Source organism: Micromonospora sp. B11E3 (assembly GCF_039871625.1).
Lineage (GTDB): Bacteria > Actinomycetota > Actinomycetes > Mycobacteriales > Micromonosporaceae > Micromonospora.
Genome location: NZ_JBDPMC010000003.1, coordinates 173,365 through 195,169, shown reverse-complemented (window position 1 = coordinate 195,169; position 21,805 = coordinate 173,365). Strand labels below are relative to the sequence as shown.

General features: G+C 71.4%; 24 protein-coding genes. 12 read left to right on the top strand and 12 right to left on the bottom strand.

The features are described from left to right. Nucleotides 1-581: 581 nt before the first annotated feature. Nucleotides 582-1,019, top strand: coding sequence for a hypothetical protein (locus ABGB16_RS03190; protein WP_347666434.1), 438 nt, complete (start codon nucleotides 582-584; stop codon nucleotides 1,017-1,019). Here ABGB16_RS03190 and ABGB16_RS03185 read toward each other — a convergent pair. The 5 genes from ABGB16_RS03185 to ABGB16_RS03165 form a co-directional block, all read right to left on the bottom strand. Beyond that, the gene (locus tag ABGB16_RS03185; protein WP_347666433.1) at nucleotides 1,009-1,785 is read right to left on the bottom strand and encodes a glycosyltransferase; all 777 of its coding nucleotides are present in this window, start codon (nucleotides 1,783-1,785) and stop codon (nucleotides 1,009-1,011) included. The genes ABGB16_RS03190 and ABGB16_RS03185 overlap by 11 nt on opposite strands. After that, nucleotides 1,773-2,594 (bottom strand): GntR family transcriptional regulator, encoded by an 822-nt coding sequence (locus ABGB16_RS03180; RefSeq protein WP_347666432.1) that lies wholly within the window; start codon nucleotides 2,592-2,594, stop codon nucleotides 1,773-1,775. Before ABGB16_RS03180 ends, ABGB16_RS03185 begins: the two co-directional genes overlap by 13 nt. Before the next feature lie 149 nt (nucleotides 2,595-2,743). Continuing rightward, nucleotides 2,744-3,088, bottom strand: a complete 345-nt coding sequence (locus tag ABGB16_RS03175) for a hypothetical protein (RefSeq protein WP_347666431.1) — start codon at nucleotides 3,086-3,088, stop codon at nucleotides 2,744-2,746. Beyond that, nucleotides 3,081-3,422 carry a hypothetical protein gene (locus tag ABGB16_RS03170; RefSeq protein ID WP_347666430.1) on the bottom strand — a complete coding sequence of 114 codons (342 nt, stop codon included), beginning with the start codon at nucleotides 3,420-3,422 and terminating at the stop codon, nucleotides 3,081-3,083. The genes ABGB16_RS03175 and ABGB16_RS03170 overlap by 8 nt, the downstream gene beginning before the upstream one ends. Further along, the gene (locus ABGB16_RS03165; protein ID WP_347666429.1) at nucleotides 3,410-3,556 is read right to left on the bottom strand and encodes a hypothetical protein; all 147 of its coding nucleotides are present in this window, start codon (nucleotides 3,554-3,556) and stop codon (nucleotides 3,410-3,412) included. Before ABGB16_RS03165 ends, ABGB16_RS03170 begins: the two co-directional genes overlap by 13 nt. 500 nt (nucleotides 3,557-4,056) lie before the next feature. Between ABGB16_RS03165 and ABGB16_RS03160 the strand changes: the two genes are divergently transcribed. From ABGB16_RS03160 to ABGB16_RS03145, 4 genes are read left to right on the top strand one after another with little or no spacing between them, the layout of a single operon-like run. After that, nucleotides 4,057-4,260 (top strand): lipid A biosynthesis lauroyl acyltransferase, encoded by a 204-nt coding sequence (locus ABGB16_RS03160; protein ID WP_347666428.1) that lies wholly within the window; start codon nucleotides 4,057-4,059, stop codon nucleotides 4,258-4,260. A gap of 2 nt (nucleotides 4,261-4,262) precedes the next feature. Next, nucleotides 4,263-4,808, top strand: coding sequence for a DUF6879 family protein (locus ABGB16_RS03155; RefSeq protein WP_347666427.1), 546 nt, complete (start codon nucleotides 4,263-4,265; stop codon nucleotides 4,806-4,808). Between the two features lie 17 nt (nucleotides 4,809-4,825). Next, nucleotides 4,826-5,671 (top strand): helix-turn-helix transcriptional regulator, encoded by an 846-nt coding sequence (locus ABGB16_RS03150; RefSeq protein ID WP_347666426.1) that lies wholly within the window; start codon nucleotides 4,826-4,828, stop codon nucleotides 5,669-5,671. 33 nt (nucleotides 5,672-5,704) lie between these two features. Beyond that, entirely contained in the window at nucleotides 5,705-6,085 is a 381-nt protein-coding gene (locus ABGB16_RS03145; RefSeq protein WP_347666425.1) for a hypothetical protein, read from the top strand. Nucleotides 6,086-6,307: 222 nt separating this feature from the next. Here the strand turns inward: ABGB16_RS03145 and ABGB16_RS03140 are convergent, their stop codons facing one another. From ABGB16_RS03140 to ABGB16_RS03130, 3 genes are all read right to left on the bottom strand, one after another. Next, entirely contained in the window at nucleotides 6,308-7,177 is an 870-nt protein-coding gene (locus tag ABGB16_RS03140; protein WP_347666424.1) for a hypothetical protein, read from the bottom strand. Between the two features lie 293 nt (nucleotides 7,178-7,470). Continuing rightward, a complete protein-coding gene (locus ABGB16_RS03135) occupies nucleotides 7,471-8,424 on the bottom strand; it encodes a hypothetical protein (RefSeq protein ID WP_347666423.1) in 954 nt (317 codons plus the stop codon). 920 nt (nucleotides 8,425-9,344) lie between these two features. Further along, nucleotides 9,345-9,713 (bottom strand): peptidase inhibitor family I36 protein, encoded by a 369-nt coding sequence (locus ABGB16_RS03130; protein ID WP_347666422.1) that lies wholly within the window; start codon nucleotides 9,711-9,713, stop codon nucleotides 9,345-9,347. Between the two features lie 675 nt (nucleotides 9,714-10,388). Between ABGB16_RS03130 and ABGB16_RS03125 the strand changes: the two genes are divergently transcribed. After that, nucleotides 10,389-10,532, top strand: coding sequence for a hypothetical protein (locus ABGB16_RS03125; RefSeq protein ID WP_347666421.1), 144 nt, complete (start codon nucleotides 10,389-10,391; stop codon nucleotides 10,530-10,532). Between the two features lie 334 nt (nucleotides 10,533-10,866). On the opposite strand, the gene ABGB16_RS03120 is transcribed toward ABGB16_RS03125, so the two are convergent. After that, a complete protein-coding gene (locus ABGB16_RS03120) occupies nucleotides 10,867-11,394 on the bottom strand; it encodes a hypothetical protein (protein WP_347666420.1) in 528 nt (175 codons plus the stop codon). Between the two features lie 149 nt (nucleotides 11,395-11,543). Next, a complete protein-coding gene (locus tag ABGB16_RS03115; protein WP_347666419.1) occupies nucleotides 11,544-11,843 on the bottom strand; it encodes a hypothetical protein in 300 nt (99 codons plus the stop codon). Between the two features lie 285 nt (nucleotides 11,844-12,128). Here ABGB16_RS03115 and ABGB16_RS03110 point away from each other — a divergent pair, with 285 nt between their 5' ends. Then, nucleotides 12,129-13,091 (top strand): L-threonylcarbamoyladenylate synthase, encoded by a 963-nt coding sequence (locus tag ABGB16_RS03110; protein WP_347666441.1) that lies wholly within the window; start codon nucleotides 12,129-12,131, stop codon nucleotides 13,089-13,091. 170 nt (nucleotides 13,092-13,261) lie between these two features. Then, a complete protein-coding gene (locus ABGB16_RS03105; RefSeq protein WP_347666418.1) occupies nucleotides 13,262-13,681 on the top strand; it encodes a CBS domain-containing protein in 420 nt (139 codons plus the stop codon). Nucleotides 13,682-13,885: 204 nt separating this feature from the next. Here the strand turns inward: ABGB16_RS03105 and ABGB16_RS03100 are convergent, their stop codons facing one another. Both ABGB16_RS03100 and ABGB16_RS03095 read right to left on the bottom strand, forming a co-directional pair. Next, nucleotides 13,886-14,056, bottom strand: coding sequence for a hypothetical protein (locus ABGB16_RS03100; protein WP_347666417.1), 171 nt, complete (start codon nucleotides 14,054-14,056; stop codon nucleotides 13,886-13,888). Between the two features lie 20 nt (nucleotides 14,057-14,076). Further along, the gene (locus ABGB16_RS03095) at nucleotides 14,077-18,609 is read right to left on the bottom strand and encodes a cation-translocating P-type ATPase (RefSeq protein ID WP_347666416.1); all 4,533 of its coding nucleotides are present in this window, start codon (nucleotides 18,607-18,609) and stop codon (nucleotides 14,077-14,079) included. 227 nt (nucleotides 18,610-18,836) lie between these two features. Here ABGB16_RS03095 and ABGB16_RS03090 point away from each other — a divergent pair, with 227 nt between their 5' ends. From ABGB16_RS03090 to ABGB16_RS03075, 4 genes are all read left to right on the top strand, one after another. Then, the gene (locus ABGB16_RS03090; protein ID WP_347666415.1) at nucleotides 18,837-19,097 is read left to right on the top strand and encodes a hypothetical protein; all 261 of its coding nucleotides are present in this window, start codon (nucleotides 18,837-18,839) and stop codon (nucleotides 19,095-19,097) included. Between the two features lie 191 nt (nucleotides 19,098-19,288). Further along, nucleotides 19,289-20,716: an MFS transporter gene (locus ABGB16_RS03085; RefSeq protein WP_347666414.1), complete on the top strand. Its 1,428-nt coding sequence runs from the start codon at nucleotides 19,289-19,291 to the stop codon at nucleotides 20,714-20,716. Between the two features lie 130 nt (nucleotides 20,717-20,846). Further along, on the top strand, nucleotides 20,847-21,041 hold the full coding sequence (locus ABGB16_RS03080; RefSeq protein ID WP_347666413.1) for a hypothetical protein: 195 nt from the start codon (nucleotides 20,847-20,849) through the stop codon (nucleotides 21,039-21,041). Nucleotides 21,042-21,174: 133 nt separating this feature from the next. Next, nucleotides 21,175-21,723, top strand: a complete 549-nt coding sequence (locus tag ABGB16_RS03075) for a YbaK/EbsC family protein (RefSeq protein WP_347666440.1) — start codon at nucleotides 21,175-21,177, stop codon at nucleotides 21,721-21,723. Nucleotides 21,724-21,805: the final 82 nt, after the last annotated feature.

Here is a 21,805-nt window from a genome sequence, read left to right as displayed (position 1 = left end):
GGTTATCAAAACCATCGCCCGCGACGCCTACGGCTTCCGAAACCCCGAAAACCAACGCCTACGCACCCGCACCACCACCACGCGACGCCACCGCGGACACCTCAACCCCGCTTAAGTTCGAAGAGCCGGCATACCCTGGAGTCACGCATTGCCCCGGCCGTCCACAAGACGGGTGATAGCTAAATGTCGGCGGGTTCAGTGAGCACCTGCAAGATCGATGATAATGCCAGTGAGGCACCGCCTCGGACCGCTCAATCGGGTAATCTGGCCTTCTCGGTCGCTGGCTTCGGTGTCGAGGTAGCCAATCATCAGGGCTGGTCGCCTGGCCGACAACCGGAGGCGATGGGGCGTTACTGAAGGCAGGAGGTCGACCAAGCCTCCGCACGCTCAACGGCATCCCACCAGCCGACCTCTGGGCTCCCGACCCCGGCGGCGCTGGCCAGATCGGCTACGTCTATACCGCCCAATTCCGCAGCCGAGGCTGCAGCTCGGTCCGGCTACAGACCTCGCCGTACCCGAGATGACAGATGGCCCCGTCACGCTGTCGCCTTGGATCGCCATCCAATGGGTACTTGCCGGCTATGGCACGCGATGGCAGGTCGGTAGACGGCGAGCACTCTCGGCCGGAGGGCGTCGATGACACCGCAGTCGAAGCACTGGGCGAACTGAGCAAGGCCCTGGAGACGATCCACCGGGTACGAGGTCATCTGTACTCGGCGCACCAGCTCGTCGGCGGCGCGGATCTCACCCTCGACCGGGTGGTGAAGCTGCTCCGCGAGGCCGGGCACGACGAGGTGGCCGACCGAGTCGAGTACGAGTTGTTGGGGCGCAACGTGCTACCCGGCCGGTGGACCTTCCAGATCGTGGAGGAGTTCGACGACGGCTACTACGCCGCGTTCCAGGAGGTCGAGCGGGACGCGCGGGAGAAGCTAGCCGGCGGCCGGCGGCACATCTACGAAGCGGAGATGAAACAACGGCGGCGTACCCACGGGATGCCGGGGCACGAGGCTACGCCGTAGCTCCAAGCGGCAGGCCGCTCGGGAGCATCGAGGCCAGCGTGTTGGCTCTGGCCTCGATGATCCTCATTCGCGCCTGATACTCGGCCGGTTCCCGATGCGCGGCCTGGCTGGTGACCTGACCGGGCCACTTCCGGTAGAGCAGGCCGTACTCCCGCGTGAAGTAACCCTCGCTGACCGCGTTGGCGGCGAGTAGGAGGCCGGTGTCCTCGGAGGCGGGCAGGGCCATCCAGCCGCCCAGGGCGAAGACGAGATCCCTCCGCAGGCATAGCGTCGCCGGGTGCACCGATGCGCGGTAGTCGTTCGCCTGCCAGAACGACAGGACGGCGCCGCGGGCGATGACCCCGCCGGCCGGGTCCTTGTCCCAGCCAGCGGTTGACCCGTCGGGCAGCAGGTCGAGTACCCGCGAGGTAGTCCAGCCGATCTGCGGATGCGCGGTGAACGCGGCAATGTCCCGGGCGAGCGCGTCAGGGGTCAACTGGTCGTCGGCGTCCAGGACCTTGATGAGTTCCCCGGACACCCGGGACAACGCCAAGGTGCGAGCCACACCAGGCCCACCGGGACGGCCGGTGCCGAGACTGATCCGGGGATCATCGGGCAGCGCGTCGACCAGGGCGCCGGTCTGCCCGTCCTCCTGGACGAGCCACTGCCAGTCCCACCCGTCGGGCATCTCCTGCTTGAGCAATGAGGCGTAAGCGCCAGCAAGGTGCTCGATGCTGGGCGCGTGGACTGGCGTGATGACTGAGACGATCTGCGTCAAGTTTTCCACCGTTGGAGTTTGTGGGAGTACACAAGCTCTGTGCGGTCACCCGGCATCACGGCGTCGGCGACCTCGACGACGCGACCTGTGGTGTCGACCGAGGTCTTCCGCACGGTGAGCACGGAGACGCCCGGGTCGATGTCCAGCAGCTCGGCCTCATCAGGTGACGGCGGCCGGGCCCGAACCACGTCGTCGATCCGGTCCAGCTCGATGCCCAGCGTGTAGAGCTGGTGCTGCGTGCCGCCGGGCCATGGTTCCTTGCTCTCGTCGAGCAGGTCCGGGTTCGCGGCCACCAGGTCGTACGGCAGGTAGGAGTACGACAGCGTCAGCGGCGCGTTCTCGTGGCGGGAGGACGTCCAGTAGACCCGACGCAGCAGCGGCGTACCCGGCTCGACCTGCAAGGCCGTCGCCATCTCCTCGTCCGCGTCGACGCGGGTGTACTCGGCGTGGAACTTGAGGTCGTCGACGGTCAGGCCGGTGTCGTGCTCGATGGCGCCGGTCTTCAACCGCTCAGCCTCGTCGAGCAGGACCCGATCCTTCTCCCACTGGTACCGCTCGGTGTTGCGACGGCGTACCCGCTGGCGGGGTGCCCGCACGTAGGTGCCGCGCCCCTGCTCGGCCCGGACCAGGCCCCATTCTCGAAGCTGCCGGATCGCGTTGCGCACGCTGGTGCGGGACAGGCCGGACGTCTCGGCCAACTCGGTCTCGCTGGGCATAAGCGTGCCGGGGGCCAGCTCGCCGCTCATGATTTTCGCCCGCAACTCCTCCGCGAGTTGCAGGTAGCGTGGGCGCCAGTCCCGGCCATGCACACCGGTCACCGTACCCCCTAGACGTTCCAACGTCTGCCAGGTGGTCCCACCGGCGGGCCGCTCCGGCACCGCGGGCACCGTTATCCCTGGTCGCGGCGAGCAGGTACGACGTGGGCCGGCGGTACGAGGGGTGGCCATGCCCCGACGGTTGTTGGCGGTCACGGCTTCTCTCCCGTCCGTCCGCGCCAAGTGGCCAGCGCTCGCATTACCTGCCGTGCCTGCGTCAGTTCCTCAATGAGCCGGGTCAGTTGCGCTTCCGACAGGAGCACGGCTTGGGTTGCGCCGTACCGGGTGGCGTCGATCTTGACGGCCAGGTCCCGGCGCGCGAACCGGTCGACGAGCAGTTGAACGCTGATCCAGCCGGTCCGCTCCCGCCCGATGGTGGCCATGAAGCCGCGATGCATCGGGTCGTTCGGTCCGCAGCCCCGGCACCATGTCGGGCAACAGGCCGGCACAGTTGACGCCGCGTGCCTGCTTTCGGCCATGGCCTCGCCCTCAGTCATCGTCGGCCCCCTGTTCGCCGCCGGCTTGCAACAGCAGGGCGCGCAGCCGCTCGACCAGTTGAGCGGCCTGCGACATGGACAGCTCGGCCCAGGCGTTCCCGCCCCGGCACGTCGCGTGAACCGCGATCAGGGGCGCCTGAGCGTCGGCGCCGATGAGGTAGATGATGACCGTGCCGCTCGTCCGGGTGTCGCCGAACCGGTAGATCGGGCCGCGATGGCGGCGGGCCATGTGCGTCATCAGCGGTGGCACGAGGTGGCCGCAGCGATCCGGGGCGCACCAATCGGGGTGACCCGTGATCTCAGCTGGCTTGGTCGTTCGCGTCATCGCTGCCACCGCCCACCATTGCCCCGGTAGGACTGCGCCAGCGTCATCAGCGGCGCGTACCGCATCGCGGGCAGCTCCCGCGTCGGCGCGGCAGACCACCAGTACGTCGGCGCAGCAGAGTTCGTCAGGCGTCGAACCGGCACTGCATTGCTGCTGGCAGCCCGGGTCTACGGACGCCTTCGGGACCACCAGGACGAGAACCAGCCGCGCCGACGATGAGAGCCAGACATCGCACCTCCACAGGTAGGCGGGGGCCGGTGGCCAGCCACGGGGGGAATGCAGCCGGCCACCGGCCCGGATGAAGGCACGGCGCACCGTCCGACGCAGACGGGTCGGGTATCGCCGAGCCAACTTGTCCGCGCGGCTACCGCAACCGGTCCGACAGGTAGTTGAGTCGACCGGACTCCCCGGCCCTGACCTCCGTTGCACCGGACTTCCGGCGCACTTCGATGATGCTCACCCCCTCGCGCATCGTCAAGCAATTGCGTGCAATTGCTTCAGACCTGGGGTTGCCAGGTTCCGCTACCCGCACCAGATCGCCCCGGTTGCCCTGTTCTGCAGCCCGGGGCGATTGCGTGAAGATGCACGGCAGTGCAGCATCGGGATACGCGCGTCACGGGGCGCGGCAGGAAGGGGTTTGAGGATGCGGAACCTGGAGTTCCTGTGGAAGGACGTGGTCTCTGGCGGCGGCGGATGCCCGGCGCTGTACAAGACCGAAGGCGGCTACGTCGTCCAGGGCATCAAGCTGGATGACGCGACTCGCGCGCAGTTGCGCCAGCTCGCCGACGACGAGGACGGCGTCTTCGTCCCGGCGAACGTGCTCGACCGGCTGCGCGAGATGGGCTGAGGATGGGGACACCGCTCACCGACGACGAGTTCGCCGAGCAGCTCCGCACGTTCGCGCACACCGCGTTCCGGCTGGAGCTCCAGCCGGCGTACCTGGAGCCCAGCGAGCACGACACGGTGGCGAAGTTCCTGGCCGGCGACCCGGAGCCCCCGACCGAGGTTCCCGGGCTTGCCGCCTGGTTCGAGCAGATCACCGAGTTGACGCAGCAGGGCAAGCGGATCGAGCGCGTGCGGGTACACGAGGATCCGCCGACCGACTACCAGCGGTGGGAACGCTGGATCGGCCGGTGGAACGTCGAAGCCGGCGAGACGATCCACTACCTCACCCGGGCGAGGGCACACGAGATCGGTTTGCTGCCCGCAGCCGGCAACGTCGACTGGTGGCTACTCGACTCCAGCCGACTCATCCTGATGCGGTTTGATGAGGTGGGCCACCGGATCAGCAACGAGCTGGTGACCGATCCGGCGACCGTGGTGCAGGCGTGTGCGTGGCGGGACCTGGCAGTCCACTACGCCGCTCCGACCGACGTGCGGAGCGCAGCCGCCTAGCCCGAGGGAGTCATCCCGTGAACCCGATCGAAGAGTGGCTGACCCAGCCCGAAGGACTGGCCGATCGCCTGCGTGCCCTGCGCACGCAGGCCGGCCTGTCCGGCAAGCAGCTCGCCGAGGCGAACGGCTGGGCACCGTCGAAGGTCTCTCGACTGGAGAACGGCCGCCAGATGCCAGCCCCCGCCGACATCCACGCGTGGGCGCGCGCCTGCGGGGCCGACGACACCGCCGCTCAGGAACTACTGCGGATGCTCGGCGAGGTCCAGGCCGTGCACCGCGACTGGCGTCGCCGGATGCGCCAGGGCCAAGCCGCGGTGCAGGACAGCTACAACCAACTTGTCGCCGAATCGCGCCTGATCCGGCACTTCGAGACGGTGTACGTGCCGGGCCTGCTCCAGACCGCCGAGTACGCCCGTCGCGTCTTCACCGAGATGGTCGAGCTGCACAACCTCGACATCGCCGACGTGGACGCCGCCGTGGCCACCCGGATGCAGCGCCAGCAGCTCCTGTACGACACCAGCAAGCGATTCGAGTTCCTGCTAGCCGAGCCCGTGCTGCGGTGGCTACTACCCTCGCCCGAAGTCATGCGCGGGCAGCTCGACCGCCTGCAAACCGTGGTCGGCGTGCCGAACATCCGCTTCGGCATCCTGCCCCTCGGCGTCCCGCTCGCCACCACGCCGCAGAACTCCTTCCAGATGTACGACGACGTCGCCATCGTGGAAACCTTCGTCGGCGAAACCACCCACCGCGACGACGAAGCCGCCGCCTACGCCAAGGCCATCGAACGACTCTGGAACGAAGCCACCACCGGAGAAGACGCCCGAAGACTCATCGTTCGCGCTGCCCAGGACCTGCGGGACTAGGCCGAGGCCCTGGTGTTCGATCGCCTGCGCGACATGCGGACCGTGCGCTCCTGGTGGGGGTGGCCCGTGCCGGCCACCGTCCGCACTGTCACCGCCACGCGTTTCCAGGAGCTGGTCCAGACCGCCGCCGCGAGCGGCTTCAGCCGGTGTGCCAGGGGTGTCCTGGTCGAGCAGGACCTGGAGTACCTGCTGTTCCCGCAGCTCCCCGAAATGTCGCCGTCACCGTGCTGGATCTGCACCGTGGTGGCGATCCCCGCCTCCAGTGCGCTGGTCGGCGGCAGTGACCGGGAGATCCGGTATGACCGGCTCGACGTTTCCGTGGAGGACTTTCGCCGGCTGCCACACGTGCGCCGGCACCGGCGCGAAGAATTGTTGAACTGGCTGGCCTACGCGGCTTTCCAACGGCGCGGTTGAGCGACGACGACGGACACAAGCGGGCCGCCGTTCGCACACTGGGCTGGCGATTGCGCTGCCGAATTGGCCTCTTAAGGATCAAGGCGGCCCGCAAAGCGGGCCGCGCCGGCCCGGCCCCGGCCTGCTGGCGACCTCCGGCCGGCATCGGCCGGGCCGGCCGGCCGCGCTTACGAGCCACAAGAACGGAAGACCTCGGGGCTCCGCCCCGAACCCCGGCCCTCCTCAGAGATGCCGCCGCAGATAGCGCCTTATCACCTTTCTCCGGGGCTTGCTGCTGCCGCGTCGCGGCTTACTCGGCTTGTGCCTCTTCGCACGACTCACCGCCTGGGTACCGCCCACAACGCCGAGGAACACACCCAGGAGGCCCAGGGGCGTGCTTAACCGGTCGTTGATCTTCTCGATCAGTTTGGGATCCTTCGCCTCGACCACGCCGACCGCCACTACGAGCAGGACGGAGAGCGCAATGATTGGCCCAAACCGCTCGATCGTCTTGGCAGAAGGGTCGAGCCGTCGAGCAAAGAGCAGGAAGCACCCGAAGAGGTACTGGACTAGGAAGAGGGCATCCTTGGCGCTCTCGACGCCGCTGCGGGCCGCGTCTGCGATATCCGTGAGCCAGCCCGCCGGGTCGGATATCAGTTCAGCCGACTCCTGACGGAGCACGTCCGCGGGCTCCAAGCCAGCCGGGAACGATATCCCCTCCAGCGCTGCTAGCGCCGCCTCCATCGACCGCCCCAGGCTCGCCACATCCACCGCCCGGGCGAAGTTCGCCGTGGAGAACGCCGCCTCCATCGACCGCCCCAGGCTCGCCACATCCACCGCCCGGGCGAAGTTCATCGTGGAGAACGCCGCCTCCATCGACCGCCCCAGGCTCGCCACATCCACCGCCCGGGCGAAGTTCATCGTGGAGAACGCCGCCTCCATCGACCGCCCCAGGCTCGCCACATCCACCGCCCGGGCGAAGTTCGCCGTGGAAGACGCCGCCTCCATCGAGGGGGATTTGGACTCTGGAGGCGAAGTCACCTCCTGCGGTCGCCGTGCCTCTTCCTGCTGGTCGTCCTCAGGAAGCTCGTCTGGGTGGGGAAGTTCTGCCATCACGATCCTTTGATGCAGCGTGCCCGATGCGTGCCCGATCACCCGGTCGATCAGGGGTAACGATGGTCAAGAACAGCCGGAGACGACGAAGGCCCCTGATCTGCGTTTCCGCAGGTCAAGGGCCTTGCCGTTCCCTGGTGGCGGGTAGAGGATTCGAACCTCTGTAGCTTTCGCGACGGATTTACAGGCGACGCCCGATCGGAGGGGCTACACCGCCACTGACCAGCATCTTTGCGTCGATCATGGACGGTAGCCGGCTGATGTTCCCGTGGTGTTCCCGTAGAGGGAACAGCTCAGCCGAGCGCGTTGCCGATGCGGTCGTTGGCCCCGCCCTCTTCCCCGTCGATGCAGTTGGCGTAAACCCGCAACAGCACCGCCACGCTGTGGCCCAGCCGTCGAGCGACCTCGGTAGCCGTAACGCCAGCGTTCAGCCAGAGCGAGGCCGCCGCGTGCCGCAGGTCGTAGGGACGACGGGCCAGAGGCGAGGCAACCTGAGCCGGAGTGAACGCCTTCTTCCTCGCGAGCTTCCACCACCGGTCATAGACCGACTCCGACAACGGCCCGCCGTGCAGGCCCCGGAAGAATCGGCCGTCCGCAGCGACGCCGTGACTCCGCACATGCGCGGCCAGCAGTTCGACCAGCCGGGGCGGGATCGGTACTGGGCGCGTGTCGGTTCGTGCCCGGTGCTTGAGTCCCCGCCGCTCGTGAGGTTGGCCGTCATCGGTCCACGCCGTACCGGCCCGGGGCGCGGTCTCTGCGAGAGTGATTCGACCCCAGCCGTATTCGATCTTCTCGTGTTGGCATGGCCCGATCCCGGAAACGGTCACGTCCGCCAGGCGCTCACCGCAGTCGAGGCAGCGGCCTGGCAACTGACAGTCATGCCGCCGCAGGCCCGCAGCCTCAGAGGGACGGGTACCGGCGTAGTAGAGGCAGCCGAAGAAAGCCTTCATCCGGTCAGCGCGATCACCAAGCGCCGTCACTGCCTCCAGAATCGCGGCAACCTGCACCGGATTTGCGACCACCCGCCGGTCAACGGAAGAAGCGACCTCGGGCGCGGTCCACTGCATCCGGTCGATGGGATTAGCTTCCAGACGTCCCACCGCGACGGCATATCCGAGAGCGTTGTAGAAGATTGCCCTTTTCCTGCGAACGGTACTCGCGGCAGCGGGTTTCCCGTCGAGCCTGACGCAAATCCCATCGAGAACTTTTCGCACCGTGTCATGATTCTCCAACTCACTGACGCGCACTGACACCGATTCCAGCCAGGAAAGAGCGTTAGCGTGTGCCTCAGGCAACTCATCATCCCAGCTACGGGGATTCAAGGGCGGGCCGCAAGCGGCCCGCCGCCGTGTCGCGCCGGGGCGCGCGTGCGGCCTGGCGGCCGGTCACGCCCCGGCGCACACGGCGCGACATGTGATCACCAGAGACAGCAGCAGCGACGGCCAAGCCGCGGCCGGCATCGACGATCGGTCAGCGCGCCCGCGTCCAGGTCAGCCCGGCCAACGTCTACCGCTCGGTGGTCTGCGGGCGCACGCTAGGACGGGCAAGTGCTGTTTTGCCCTCCGGGCAGGGATCTTCGACAGAGATGGCCGGAGGACCGTACGGAGCTTGCGGCCGTGGGTGGTTGCGCTGGTCGCCATCTCCACCGTGAGTCCCAGGCGGAGCCGAGCAGGCGCGAGCCCAGGTGTCAAACTGAGGAGCGTTTGACACCTGAACTCCCGCCCGCTCCACGGTGTGTGGGACTCACGGCGGAGATGGCTCTGGTGCCCGGCGTGCGTCGTTGTGGCGGTGTCCGTCGTGGGTGGGGTCCGTGGCACGGGAGCCGACTTAGTCGATCTATCGTGTGGAAGCCGTAGAGTGGCGTCCCTCGATGCGCAGCCATGATCGTCGGGCACAGATCCGGCACAACTGAGACCGAAAACCCGTGTAAAACGTCGAGAGGCGTTGAGGGGCGCTGACCTGGTCAGACGCCGGGTCTGCCCGATTTTGAATGATCCTCATTCCACGTGCCGCATTAGTACGTGCAATCCCTGATTGGCCGGAACCGACCCGCTGTGAGCTGTAAGAACGCCCAGAAAAGATCATCCGGCACAACCAGGGCACAACCTAGCGTCGATCTTGGTCCACCAGGGCGGCTGCTAGCGCTCCTGGTCCGCGTCGCGCTGGGTCAGCACAGCTTGACGCTGCTGGCGATGTCGTTCCAGCCGTAGTTGCGGAAGTCATGGATCTGCGAGTTCGGCGGGAACACCAAGCGCCGGCCACCGTAATTTGCGTGCTCGTAAAGGCACCAGGTTGCGCTCGAGCGGTTGTAGGCAGAGCTGATTTTGTCGTTAGCGCCTATGTACGAGAGGTTGCTGGAGGGGCCGTGGATGTAGAGAACGGGTCCGCTGAAATTGATGTCGCTCCAGAGGCAGAATACCGTCGTCGTGCAGTCCGACCGGGCAGCGTTTGCCGGAGACGGGCTGAGGAGAGGGGCAAGCAGACCCGCTAGGCCGACGGTAAGCGCGGTAGCTAGGAATGTGCGCATTCGCTTCATGTGGTTCCATCCTTCACACTCGGTGATGTACTGGGACCTTGCTGTGGATCAGTTGCGCCTGACACGCGCGCAACACCTCTTCAACATCAGATACGGGTGTATCCGGTGCTGAGTTCACGGAAATTCGCAGAGCTCATACCCAATCGGCCCGGCTCTTCGTCGCGTCCGGCTGTCAAGCCAGAACACCGGGCGCCCGCCCCTCGAAGGTGGAAACGGTCGGCGGGATCACGGCCGAGAAGCGCGGAGCATCGCGCCCTGGTCGTCGCGCAGGTACGCGGGAGTCTGGTGGGACGGACCCAACGCGATGGCCGGCACAGCGCACCCGTGACGGTGGGAGATGCGGCGGGATGCCGGTGGGTGGCGTGTCTGGTCGGCCGAGCTACCGCCGTGGTGCGGGACGCATGTCCGGGCCGAACTCTGCCCCCAGGAGCGACCGCAGCAGTAGTACTTGATCGCAGTCATCGATGCTGCTGCAAGATCATCGGGCGCAGATCCGGCACAACTGAGCCCGGAAACGCCTGTAAAACGTTGAGAGGCGATGAAGGCCGCCGCCCTGCCCAGGGGCCGGATCTGTCCGATTCAGGATGATCTATCGGTGGCATTCGGCATTAGGGGTTCAAGTCCCGTCCCCTGGGCTCCACCAGCATTTTTGGCCGATGTTGCCGCCGTTGTTGGATGGTCAAGGGCGACGTCGGACGCGCTCACGCGGTCTGGGCCGCGCTGGATTACGGCGCCTACTACCTTACCGCCGAGCCGCACCTGGCCCCGTCGGTAATCCCCGCCGACATGGTCCACCCCATCCCGGCCGACGACATCTGACCTCGGACCCCCGCCCCGTTGGCCCGGCCGCAGAGACGGGTCGACGGCCCGCCGGACACACGACGTCGGCCAGCCCGGCACAGCGCCCGGCACGGCCGCGCACGCGGGGTCCGCTGAGGATCTGACCCGTCAGGCCGACGACAAGCGGGCATGACGAAGCCGCCCCCTGCCCGGCCCGAAGGCCAGGCAGGGGGCGGTGTCGGCGTTGTCAACGTGTTGGGACTCGGGGGAGTTGGAGTGTGCTGGGTGCTGGGTGCTGGTGGGACTGTGCGCCGGTGTTGTGCTCAGGCCGCTGTGGCCAGGCCGGTGACCTGGTTCCAGGCGGTGAACGCCATCAGGAGAAGGTGTTGATGGCCTGATCGAAGTTCAGGCGGGACAGCCCCGCGGTGGCGCAGTCGACGTTGGGAGTGACGACGCCCGCGACGAGGGTGACGGTGTCGCCCTGCAGGGTGCCGCTGGTGATGATGGCGCTGCCGCCCAGGGTCGCGGGGTTGGCGGGGTCGGTCTGGAGGGTGATCTCGTCGTCGCTGGTGGTGCCGTCGGACCAGGTGATACGTCCGGTGCCGGTGAGAGTGAACAGCAGACTACAGATGCCGCCACCGCCGACGCCGCTCACCGTGGCGGTGCCGTTCATCACCTCGTCGTACCAGTCCAGCTCCGGGTGGCTGCCGTTGGGCGAAAGACAGGGCGTGGGGCTGTTGGTGGAGACATGGGAGGTAACGGTCGAGGTGACGCCGGGCCGGAGCGGCGGCTCAAACAACACATAGCCCGCGGAGTCCGGGCAGAGCAGGTCGCCGAGGGCGGCCTGGGCGGGGGCCGGGCTCACCACGACGGCCGTAGCCGCCATAGCCAAGACGGCCATCAGGATGGCACCACGGTGACGGGAACGGCTGTGGATGGATGTCATGCGGGCTCCTTGCCCTCGCAGATCCGGCGCCACCGCCGCGATCCAGGGGCGGCAGCACCGGCATGGCGTTGTCAACTCGATTCGACAGCGCCGGGTGTCGGCGGTCAACCCTTCCCGTGGTGCGGCGGTCTGTCGGTGCGGTCGATCTCGATGGCGATCGGTGGGCCGTCGAGCCGCTGACACACTACGTCGAGGTAGCCCGGCCGGTCGGGGTGCGGACCGGGTAGGTCGGCGATGCTGGGCACCTCGCGTCGGACCCGCCACCCGTGCTCCACACCCCAAGCCACGACCCGCCGGGTCAGCTCGGCCGTAACCCGTGCGGCGGACCAGTTGGTGAACTCCAGCGGCGCCAGGTAGCGCTCCAGCGATGCCGCCGCCCGCCTTGACCGCTCCGCAAGGTCCACACTGGAACGATACGGCTCCGCCCCGACAACGCCGTCTGGCTACGTCGAGCGGAGTTCTTCGGCGCGGTCGGTATCCAGCGGGCAGCGCCATGGGCCGGCGGAGGGATGCGCACCGACGGCCGTCGGGGTGAACGTGCCGTGATACGGAGGTCGATAACCACCGACGCGGCAGCCGCAGCGGCCGTCCACCTGCTGCGCTGCCCGGCGGACGCGGCGGCCCCCGGCGCGGCCCCCGGCGCGGCACGTTAGCGTCGGGGCGTGAGCACCACCGGAACCCCGCGCGTCCTGCCCGTCGACGGCGGTATCGCCGAAGCCGCCTCCGTCCTGCGCGCGGGAGGGCTCGTCGCGTTTCCCACCGAGACCGTCTACGGGCTGGGCGCCAATGCCCTGGATGCCCACGCGGCGGCCCGGATCTTCGCGGCGAAGCAGCGGCCGAGCTTCGACCCGTTGATCACGCATCTGGCCGACGCGGCCGACCTGGCTTCCCTGGTGGGGGCGGTGCCTCCGGCGGTCGCCGAGTTGGCCGCGCGGTTCTGGCCGGGGCCGCTGACGCTGATCGTGGACCGTCCCGCCGCGATCCCGCACATCGTCACGTCGGGGCTGGAGACGATGGCCGTGCGGGTGCCGGACGAGCCGTCCGCGCGGGCGCTGATCGCCGCGGCCGGGGTGCCGGTGGCGGCGCCCAGCGCCAACCGGTTCGGTCAGTTGAGTCCCACCCGTGCCGAGCACGTGGTGGCCGGGCTGGGTGCGGCGGTCGACGTGGTGCTCGACGGCGGGCCGACCCGGTGTGGCATCGAGTCGACGATCGTCGACGCCAGGGAGGGGCAGCCGGTGGTGCTCCGGCTGGGCGCGCTGCCGGTGGAGGCCCTGGTCGAGGCGGTCGGTCCGGTGGCCGTACGGCCGGGCAGTTCGGGCCAGCCGGTGGCACCCGGCACGCTGGCGGCGCACTACGCCCCGCGTACCCCGCTGCGGGTGGTCGAGAAGGCGGAGTCGGCGGCCGGCGACGGCGGCCGACGGGGCGTGCTGGCCTTCCGGGAGCGGCCGGTGGGCGGTGCCTGGGCGGCGGTCGAGGTGCTCTCGCCGGAGGGCGACCTGACGGTGGCCGCGGCCCGGCTGTTCGACGCCCTGCACCGGCTGGACGCGGCCGGGGTGACCGAGATCGTGGCCGAGCGGGTACCGGACGTCGGGGTGGGGCGGGCGGTCAACGACCGGCTGGGCCGGGCGGCCGCCACCTGGCACGAGGGCTGACGACGCAGGGTCGGGGCGGCACCGCACGAGGGCTGACGCCGGCCGGCCGGACCAAGCCGGCCGGCCGGAGCGCTGGCCGGCGGGCGCCGGGCGGGCCGGGGCGCGCATGGGAAGCCGGGGTCGGGGTAGGAGGAACGGCAACAAACCCCCGAAAGTGAGGTGTGATGCCAATGCCGACCGCGCGCGACATCATGACGAGCGACGTGGCCTGCGTACGCGAACAGGACGACCTGCGGACCGCCGCCCGGCAGATGGCCCGGCTGGGGGTCGGCTCGCTCCCGATCTGCGGCGACGACGACCGGCTCAAGGGCATGCTGACCGACCGTGACATCGTGGTGAAGGTGCTGGCCGAGGGCCGGGACCCGGCGCGCGTGACGGCGGGCGAGCTGGCCCAGGGCGAGGCGGTGACCATCGGCGCGGACGACGACGCCGCGGAGATCCTGCGCACCATGGGCGAGCACAAGGTACGCCGGCTGCCGGTGATCGACGGGCACGAGCTGGTCGGGATCGTGGCCGTCGCCGACGTGGCCCGGTCACTGCCGGAGCGGCCGGTGGGTGACCTGATCGAGGCGATCTCCGAACGCTCCTGACCGAGGCGATCTCCGAACGCTCCTGACCGAGGCGATCTCCGAACGCTCCTGACCGAGGCGATCTCCGAACGCTCCTGACCGAGGCGATCTCCGAACGCTCCTGACCGCGGCGATCTTCGGACGACGCTCCAACGGCGGCGGGACACGGACGGGCGCGCGCACCTGACGGCAGGGGCGCGCGACCTACCGTGTGCCGGACAGGCGTCAGGGGTGGGGCCGGACGTGGACCTCGGTGGGCGGGGTGAGGCGGTCGCTGTCGCCGACCACGGGTGGGGCGAGGGGAACCGTTTCGCCCCGGGCGATGGCGCACACCCGGTCGCCGAGCCCGCGCCGCCTGATCTCGGCGAGGAAGTGGCCCAGCGGGGAGCGGAACACCGGGTAGTCGGGGTGAGGCGTTACCCGGGATCAGCCGGCGCATGCGGCGGGTCAGGAGGTGCCGGAGGAGCAGGAGGCCCTTCCTTGCCGCCGGGCGCTTCCTTGCCGCCGGGCGGCGGCAGGCGCTCCAGGAGGCGGGTGAGGGCGCCGTTGGCGAACGTGGCGCCGAGCGCCGACCCGGTGGCGATGCCCCAGCCGACGGGCCCGAGCGGGGTGCAGCCGAAGAACTGGCTCACCCCGGGTGTCTGCACCACGGCGGCCAGCACCCCGAGCGACGCGGCCGTGGACGCGAGCACGGCCGGGCTCGTCCCGCCGGCCAGGACGGTCTGCCCCAGCTGGGTGCCGACGAGCGAGGCGAGCGCGATCGTTCCGGCGCGGCGCGGCCGGCTGCCGGTGTACCGGGCGAGGGTCCAGCCCGCCGTCGCGCCCAGCGTGGTGGACGCCGCCCGCAGCCCGATCTCCCGGGTGAGCGACTCGCCGAGCGAGGTGTCCGGGCCCTCCCGCAGCAGGTCGTCCATGTGGTCGGAGGCGGGCGGCCGGATCGCGATGGCCAGCGCCGGGGCGAGGTCGGTGAGCAGGTTGACCAGGAGCAGTTGCCGCCCGGTGAGCGCGGACCGGCCGGTGGCGGCCGCGCTCAGCACGCTGAACGCGATCTCGCCGAGGTTGCCGCCGACCAGGATGCTCAGCGCGTGCCGGACCGACGACCACATGGCCCGCCCCTCGACGAGCGTCGCGATGATGGTCTCCAGCCGATCGTCGGTCACCACCAGGTCGGCGGCGGCGCGGGCGGCCGGGGTGCCCCGCTGGCCGAGGGCGATGCCGACGTCGGCCAGCCGGATCGCCGGGGCGTCGTTGGCCCCGTCCCCGGTCATGGCCACCGTGCGCCCGACCTTCTGCAACGCCTGGATGATCCGGACCTTGTGGGCGGGGGTGCAGCGGGCCACCACGTCGGTACGGGCCAGCCGCTCGGCGAGCGCGTCGTCGTCGAGGCGGTCCAGTTCGGTGGCGGTGGCCACCCGCTGGCCGTCGTCGGGGCTGATGGTGGCGGCGATCGCCTCGGCCGTCGCCGGGTGGTCACCGGTGATCATGATGGTGTGCACGCCGGCCTGCCGGATCCGGCGGACGGCGGGCGCGGCGGACTCGCGTACGCCGTCGGCGAGCGCCAGGAAGCCGACGAAGACCAGCCCGGTGACCTCGTCGTCGGCCACCGTCTCCCCGCTCACGGGGCGCTCGGCGACGGCCAGGATGCGGTGTCCGGCCCTCGCCCGGTCGGCGAGCATCCGGTGCAGCTCGTCGCGGCTTGCGTCGTCCAGCGGCTCGTCGCGGCCGTCGACCCCGCGCCGGGCGGCGCAGCGGGGAACCACCGTCTCCGGCGCGCCCTTGACGCTGAGCAGCAGCCCGTTCCGGGGCCGCCCGGTTGTGGCGTGGTAGCCCCGGGACGGCTCGAACGGCAGGCCACCCACCGCCCGCCACCCGTCCGCGCCCACCTGCTCGTCGATCCCGGCGGCCAGGGCGCCCCGGCGGACCGCCCGGTCCGTCTGTTGCGGCAGCTCGTCCGGGTCGTCCGCCTCGGGGGTGGCGCGCAGTGCCGCGGCGAGGGTCAGCCGTGGCGGCCCGTCCAGCTCTTCCGGGCTGGCGTACCGGGTGCCGGTGGAATCACCGACGCCGGCGAGCCGGAGCTGTCCCTCGGTGAGCGTGCCGGTCTTGTCGAAGCAGAGCACGTCCACCCGCCCCAGCGCCTCGATGGTGCGCGGGTTGCGGACCAGCGCGCCGTGCTCGGCCAGCCGCCGGGCTGCCGCCAGTTGGGCGGCGCTGACCAGGAACGGCAGCCCCTCCGGCACGGACGCCACCGCCAGGTTCGCGGCGGTCGCCGCGGTATCCGCCAGCGGTACGCCGCGCAGCAGGCCCGCTCCGGCCACCGCCACGGCCGACCCGGCGGCCAGTGGGATCGCGGCGTTGGTCAGCCTGCCGAGCCGGGCCTCCACCCCGCCGCGCGGGGGCGCCTGCCGGGCCATGGCCAGGCTGCGGCCGGCCTCGGTTTCGATGCCGGTGGCGACCACCACGGCGGTGCCGTGTCCGGCGGCGATCGTGGTGCCCTCGTACACCATGGAGTGCCGGTCGGCGACCGCGGCGGCGACCACCGGCTCGCTGGTCTTGCCCACCGGCAGCGACTCACCGGTCAGCGACGACTCGTCCGTCTCCAGCCCGTCCGCGGTGAGCACGCGGCAGTCCGCCGGTACGGCGTCCCCGGGGCCGAGCACGATCACGTCCCCCGGCACCAGGTCCTCGGCGGCCACCGTCCGCTCCCGCCCGTCCCGGCGGACCAGGGCGGTGACCGCCGAGCGGGACAGCAGCTCGGCCAGCGACCGTTCGGTGTTGCGCTGGTGCACCGCCCCGATCAGTGCCGAGCCGGTCACCACCCCGCCGACGAGGGCGGCGTCGACGAGGGAGCCGAAGCTCGCGGAGAGCACCGCCCCGGCGGCGAGCACCGGCGTGAGCGGGTTGGCCAGCTCGTCGACGAACGCCCGGAGCAGGCCGGCCGATCCGGGCGCGACCGCCGTGTCGCCGCCGTGGCGGCGTTCCGCCTCGACCGAATCGAGCCCGTCGGCGTCGGAGCCGAGCCGGCGGAGCACCGCGTCGGCCGGCATCAGGTGCCACGCGGTGACCGCCGGCGCCGGTGACTCGGCGTGGTGGGGCAGCCGGCCGGCGCGCCACACCCCGTGCAGGAAGGCCAGGGCGGCGGCCCCGTTGACCGCGGCCAGCGTCCGTCCGGGGAGCAGGTGCGGGGGCGCGGTGAACGCGTTGAGCGCCCCCAGGCCGGTCCCGGCCATCGACAGCCGGATGTTCTGGGCGGTCATCCGGCGGGCCACCCCGGCGGCCTCGATGATCAGGGCGGGGACCCGCAGGTCGGTGCCGACGAGCAGGTGCGCGCCCCAGGGCGGCAGGTCCTCAGGGCCGGCCAGCCCCAACCCGCAGTCGGACGCGCCGAGCGCCGCCCGGTCGGCGGAGAGCAGCATCACGACGGCGCCCTGGCGCTGCAACTGCCGTACGGTCTGGGCGAGCCGGGGGCCGCCGGGCAGCACGGCGTCGGCGAAGCCGTACCGGCGGTCGTCGTCGCCGGCCACCACCAGGCGTAGTCCAGCGCGCCGGGCGGCGGCTGGCAGGGCGTCGACCCCCGGGGCGGGCTCCGGCTCCACCCGCAGCAGGGCGACCAGGGTGTCGTCCTCGGCGAGGCCGAGCAGCAGGCCGTCGCCCTCGCGCAGCCGCCGGCTGTCCGGGGTGTCGCCCGGGTCGGTGGCGTCGATCTCGTTCAGCGGGCCCAGCTGCCACCCGTCGGCCTGGTGCACCCGATCGGGGGCGTCCGGGTCGAACAGCGCGAAGGCACGGCCCGCCACCTGCCCGGTGTCCGCCCCGGCCAGCGGGGCCAGGTCGGCGAGCACGCCCCGCTCGGAGCCGAGGACCGCCGCGTCCAGCACCACCGTGTCGATCCGGTCCAGCTCCCGCAGCACCCTGCGGTCCATGGCGACGACGCCGCGCCTGGCGAGCATCCGGCCGAGCTGGGCGGCGTACCCCTCGCGGCCGCTGCCCGGGGCCTTGGGCAGGCTGGACAGCGCCACGGAGGCGGCCCGTTTCGGGCCCACCACGGGGATCGCCGCCACGCCGGCCGCCGCGCCCGCCGGGAGGACCCGGGTGGCGTACCGCTCGGTCGGGCCGTCCGGCTTCGGGACCACGCGGGTGGTCGTCGGGGCGCGCGCCACTGCCCGGTCCGGGTCGCCCGTGAGCCGGGGCTCGGCCTTTGTCCAGGCCGCGAGCTGGGCGTGCGCCTCGCCCCACTGCACGACGCGCTGCGCGCCGTCCAGCACGATCCCGGCCCAGCCGCCGGTCAGCCCCTGCACGACCGCCTCGGCGAGGGGGAACAGCACGTCGGCGCGGGGATCGGCGCGCAGCCCCCGGTCGGCCAGGGCGTGCAGCTTCGGGTGCAGGTCGACGGCGCCGAGCAGCCCGGCCACCTCCCCCGGCACGGGGGTCAACGGCAGGATGCGCATCGCCGCGGAGATGGTCAGGCCGAGCGCGTCCGAGGCGAGCCCGCCGAGGGTACGCGGGGTGCGCGGTCCCTCCTCGGGCGGGTGCGGGGGCGGGATCTCCGGGTTCGGCTCGTGCTCGCAGGCCTGTTCGGCCCGGGCGACGGTGGCGATCAGGTCGCGCAGCCTCGGCTCCGGCGGCTCGACGGCCACCACCACGCGGCCGGAGGGGGCGTTCACCCGGGCCCACGCCACGCCGGGCATCCGTTCCAGCGCCGCCTCCACCTGGCGCGCCAGCTGGTCCCCGCCCTGCTGGCAGACGCCGTGCACCTCGATGTGGTGCCGGCCGTCCCGGGATCTCACCCGGCGCCGGGTCAGCCCCGCCGCGTGGGCCAGCCGGGTGGCGGCCGAGCCGGCGGTACGCGACGCGTCCCCGAGGAGGCGCGGGACGGCCCGGGACGCCTCACCGGCCAGGTGCGGCACCGCCACCGACGGCAGCAGGCGGCCGGCCATCCGGCCCAGCAGGGTCATCGAGCGGTACGGCCGGGGCGTCGCCGGCCAGGCTCCCCGCTGCCGCCGTTGCTCCCGCCGTACGCCATCTCGCCTCCCACGCTCGGTCCCGGCGGCCTGCCTTCCCGGGCGGGCGTCCGTTATGCCTCCTGTGTGGGGAACTTTCCGCCGGCGGCGGGGCATGTACGCGACCAGCGGTGGAACCCGGACGACGTCGTCGACAGCGCGGACGAATCGGGGAGGCCGGAATGAGCGTGATCACGCGAAACCTCAGCGACGCACGCGAGATGATCAAGACGTACTCCCGTCGGGTCGAGGTGCCGGTGCTGGGTGAGGTGGCCGTGCCCCCGCCCGACAAGGTCGCCTACTACGCCGGGCTCGGGGTGCTCGCCGCCGTCGGGGTCATCGAGTGGCCGATGGCCCTGGTCATCACCGCCGGCCACCTGCTCGCCGACCAGCACCTCTCCGGGCTGGCCAGGGGACTCGGGGACGCGCTGCAGTCGGCCTGACGGTCCGGCCGAGCCCCGTTCACCTCTGGGAGTTGACCTCAATCCGGGTTCAGGTTGCAGGCTGGTTGCATGCCGATCGAACTGCTGAGGTCCGAGACCGTGAGCCGGGAACCGCGGCCCCGCGGCGACCGCCCCCGTCGGGACGTCCACGGGCCGGGTCCGGCCTGGGTGTCCCGTACGGCCGGTCGCCGGTGACCTCCGCCGTCGCGCCCCAGGCCGCGCCGGAGCACCTGTTCGCGCCGCGGCTGCGGGCCATGACGGTCGGCGTGGTGGCCCTGGTCTCGTTGCTGGCCTTCGAGGCGCTGGCGGTCGGCACCGCGATGCCCACCGTCGCGCGTGGCCTCGACGGGCTGGCGCTGTACGGGCTCGCCTTCGGCGGGGCGTTCGCGTCGGGTGTGCTCGCCATGGTGGTCTCCGGCATCTGGTGCGACGTGCGGGGCCCCCGGCCGCCGGTGTGGCACGGGGTGGGCTGGTTCGTGGCCGGGCTGGTCGTCGCCGGGACGGCGTCGACGATGGGCATGCTCGTGCTCGGGCGGGTGGTCCAGGGGTTCGGCTCGGGCCTGCTGTCGGTGGCGCTGTACGTCGTGGTGGGACGGGTGTACCCGGAGGCGCTGCACCGCCGGATCTTCGCCGCCTTCGCGGCGGCGTGGGTCGTACCGTCGCTGGTCGGTCCGGCGCTGGCCGGGCTGGTCGTCGAACACCTCGGTTGGCGCTGGGTCTTCCTGGCGGTGCCGGCGCTGACGGTCCCGGCGGTGCTGCTGATCCAGCCCGGGCTGCGGACCGTCGACCCGCCCGTCGGGGTCCGGCTGCCCGCGGGCGCGATGGCCCGGATCGGCTGGGCCTGCGGGGCGGGCGCGAGCGCCGCGCTGCTGCACTACGGGGGGCAGCAGCGCGGCGTGCTCGCGGTCGGCCTGGTCGGGGCGGCCCTGGCCGGGCTGCTGTGCTGCGCCCCGCGCCTGCTGCCGGCCGGTTTCCTGCGGGCTGGCCGGGGCCTGCCGACGGTGGTCGGGCTGCGCGGGCTGGCGTCCGCCGCGTTCGCCGGCGCGGAGGTGGTGATCCCGCTGATGCTCTCCCGGGAGCGCGGGCTCTCCCCGACGGCCGCGGGCGTGGTGCTGACCGTCGGGGCGCTCTCCTGGGCGGCCGGGTCCTGGCTCCAGGGTCGGCTGCCTGCCCCCCGCTCCGCACCGAAGGACGGCCGACGCTGGCCGCCCACACCCCGCTCGGCCGCGACACTGGTCCGTGCCGGGCTGGCCTGCGTCGCCGTCGGGACCGCCGTGGTGGCCCTCGCGGTGCGGCCGGAGGTGGCGGTGCCGGTCGGGGTGCTCGGCTGGGCCGTCGCCGGGTTCGGCATGGGGATGCTCTATCCGTCGCTGTCGACGCTCACCCTGGAGCTGTCGGCCCCCGGCGAGCAGGGGCGCAACAGCTCCTCCCTGCAACTGTGCGACTCGCTGTTCGCCGCGACCGTGCTGGCGCTGGTCGGCGCGGTGCTCGCGATCGGGTCGGCCCCGGGCCCGGGCAGCTACACGGCGACCCTGGTGCTGGCGGCCGGCTTGGCCGCGGTCGGCGCCCTGCTCGCCGGCCGGGTACTGCCGGCCCGCGTACGGGGCGGCGCGGCCTGACGGCCCGCCACGGTGCCCACGCCACGGCGGCCGTGATCCGCGCCGGGGGCGGACCGCCTCACCGACTCGTACGGGGGAACCGGCCGGAAGTGAAAACTTTCCCCGTTCATGTTCGGCCTACGGTGACGCCATGTTCGTCTTCGTCACCACCGTCATGCTGTACGTCTTCGGTTTCGTCTTCCTCTACGGGGTGATCCGGATCGCCGTCCGGCACGCCTGCGAGGACCTGGAGGTCCGTCGCGCCCAGATGCTGCACGACGAGCGCAGCGCCGCCGCCGACGACCGGTCGTTCGTCCGGGCGAACCCGTTCGTCACCAACGGCTGAGCCCGACCGTCGAGCCCGGCTCTGAGCCCGGCTGCTGAGCCCGACCGTCGAACCCGGCTCCTGAGCCCGACCGTTGGACTTCGGGGCCTCCCGCGAGCGGCCGACCTGCGCTGGTGCGAGGATCGCACCCGTGATGGGGACGCTGAAGACCGAGCCCGCCCGGACCCGACTCGACCTGCTGGCACCGCCGGTCGCCGCCGCGATCGGGCAGTGGCCCGTCGACGCGCCCGTGCATGTCGACGACGTGCTCGTCGCGCCGATCGACGCGGAGCTGGCCGACACGGCTGCGTTCTGCGCCGCGTACGAGGTGGGGCTGGACGTGTCGGCCAACTGTGTGGTGGTCGCCGGCAAGCGGGAGGGCGAGATCCGGTACGCGGCCTGCATCGTGCTCGCCACCACCCGCGTCGACGTCAACGGGGTGGCCCGCCGGACGTTGGACGTCCGCAAGGCGAGCTTCGCGCCGATGGCCGACGCGGTCGAGCTCACCGGCATGGAGTACGGCGGGATCACGCCGATCGGGCTGCCCGAGGACTGGCCGATCCTGGTCGACGCGCGGGTGATCGCCACCCCGCACGTGATCGTCGGCTCCGGCGTACGGCACAGCAAGATCGCCCTGCCCGGGCCGGCGCTCGGCGCGCTCCCCGGCGCCCGCGTGGTGGAGGACCTGGCCAGGCCGGTCTAGGTAATTACATGCATCGATGCTGTTGCACGTGAAACATCACGGCGGCCACCCAGGGATGGCGTGCCGGCGCGATCGGCCGGCG

What these genes read in the sequence shown, in the direction of transcription:
- ABGB16_RS03190 (WP_347666434.1), top strand. Translation starts at nt 582, where the DNA reads ATGGCACGCGATGGCAGGTCGGTAGACGGCGAGCACTCTCGGCCGGAG.
- ABGB16_RS03175 (WP_347666431.1), bottom strand. Translation starts at nt 3,088, where the DNA reads ATGACTGAGGGCGAGGCCATGGCCGAAAGCAGGCACGCGGCGTCAACT.
- ABGB16_RS03160 (WP_347666428.1), top strand. Translation starts at nt 4,057, where the DNA reads ATGCGGAACCTGGAGTTCCTGTGGAAGGACGTGGTCTCTGGCGGCGGC.
- ABGB16_RS03155 (WP_347666427.1), top strand. Translation starts at nt 4,263, where the DNA reads ATGGGGACACCGCTCACCGACGACGAGTTCGCCGAGCAGCTCCGCACG.
- ABGB16_RS03145 (WP_347666425.1), top strand. Translation starts at nt 5,705, where the DNA reads ATGCGGACCGTGCGCTCCTGGTGGGGGTGGCCCGTGCCGGCCACCGTC.
- ABGB16_RS03140 (WP_347666424.1), bottom strand. Translation starts at nt 7,177, where the DNA reads ATGGCAGAACTTCCCCACCCAGACGAGCTTCCTGAGGACGACCAGCAG.
- ABGB16_RS03130 (WP_347666422.1), bottom strand. Translation starts at nt 9,713, where the DNA reads ATGAAGCGAATGCGCACATTCCTAGCTACCGCGCTTACCGTCGGCCTA.
- ABGB16_RS03125 (WP_347666421.1), top strand. Translation starts at nt 10,389, where the DNA reads ATGGTCAAGGGCGACGTCGGACGCGCTCACGCGGTCTGGGCCGCGCTG.
- ABGB16_RS03120 (WP_347666420.1), bottom strand. Translation starts at nt 11,394, where the DNA reads ATGGCCGTCTTGGCTATGGCGGCTACGGCCGTCGTGGTGAGCCCGGCC.
- ABGB16_RS03105 (WP_347666418.1), top strand. Translation starts at nt 13,262, where the DNA reads ATGCCGACCGCGCGCGACATCATGACGAGCGACGTGGCCTGCGTACGC.
- ABGB16_RS03095 (WP_347666416.1), bottom strand. Translation starts at nt 18,609, where the DNA reads ATGACCCTGCTGGGCCGGATGGCCGGCCGCCTGCTGCCGTCGGTGGCG.
- ABGB16_RS03090 (WP_347666415.1), top strand. Translation starts at nt 18,837, where the DNA reads ATGAGCGTGATCACGCGAAACCTCAGCGACGCACGCGAGATGATCAAG.
- ABGB16_RS03080 (WP_347666413.1), top strand. Translation starts at nt 20,847, where the DNA reads ATGTTCGTCTTCGTCACCACCGTCATGCTGTACGTCTTCGGTTTCGTC.
- ABGB16_RS03075 (WP_347666440.1), top strand. Translation starts at nt 21,175, where the DNA reads ATGGGGACGCTGAAGACCGAGCCCGCCCGGACCCGACTCGACCTGCTG.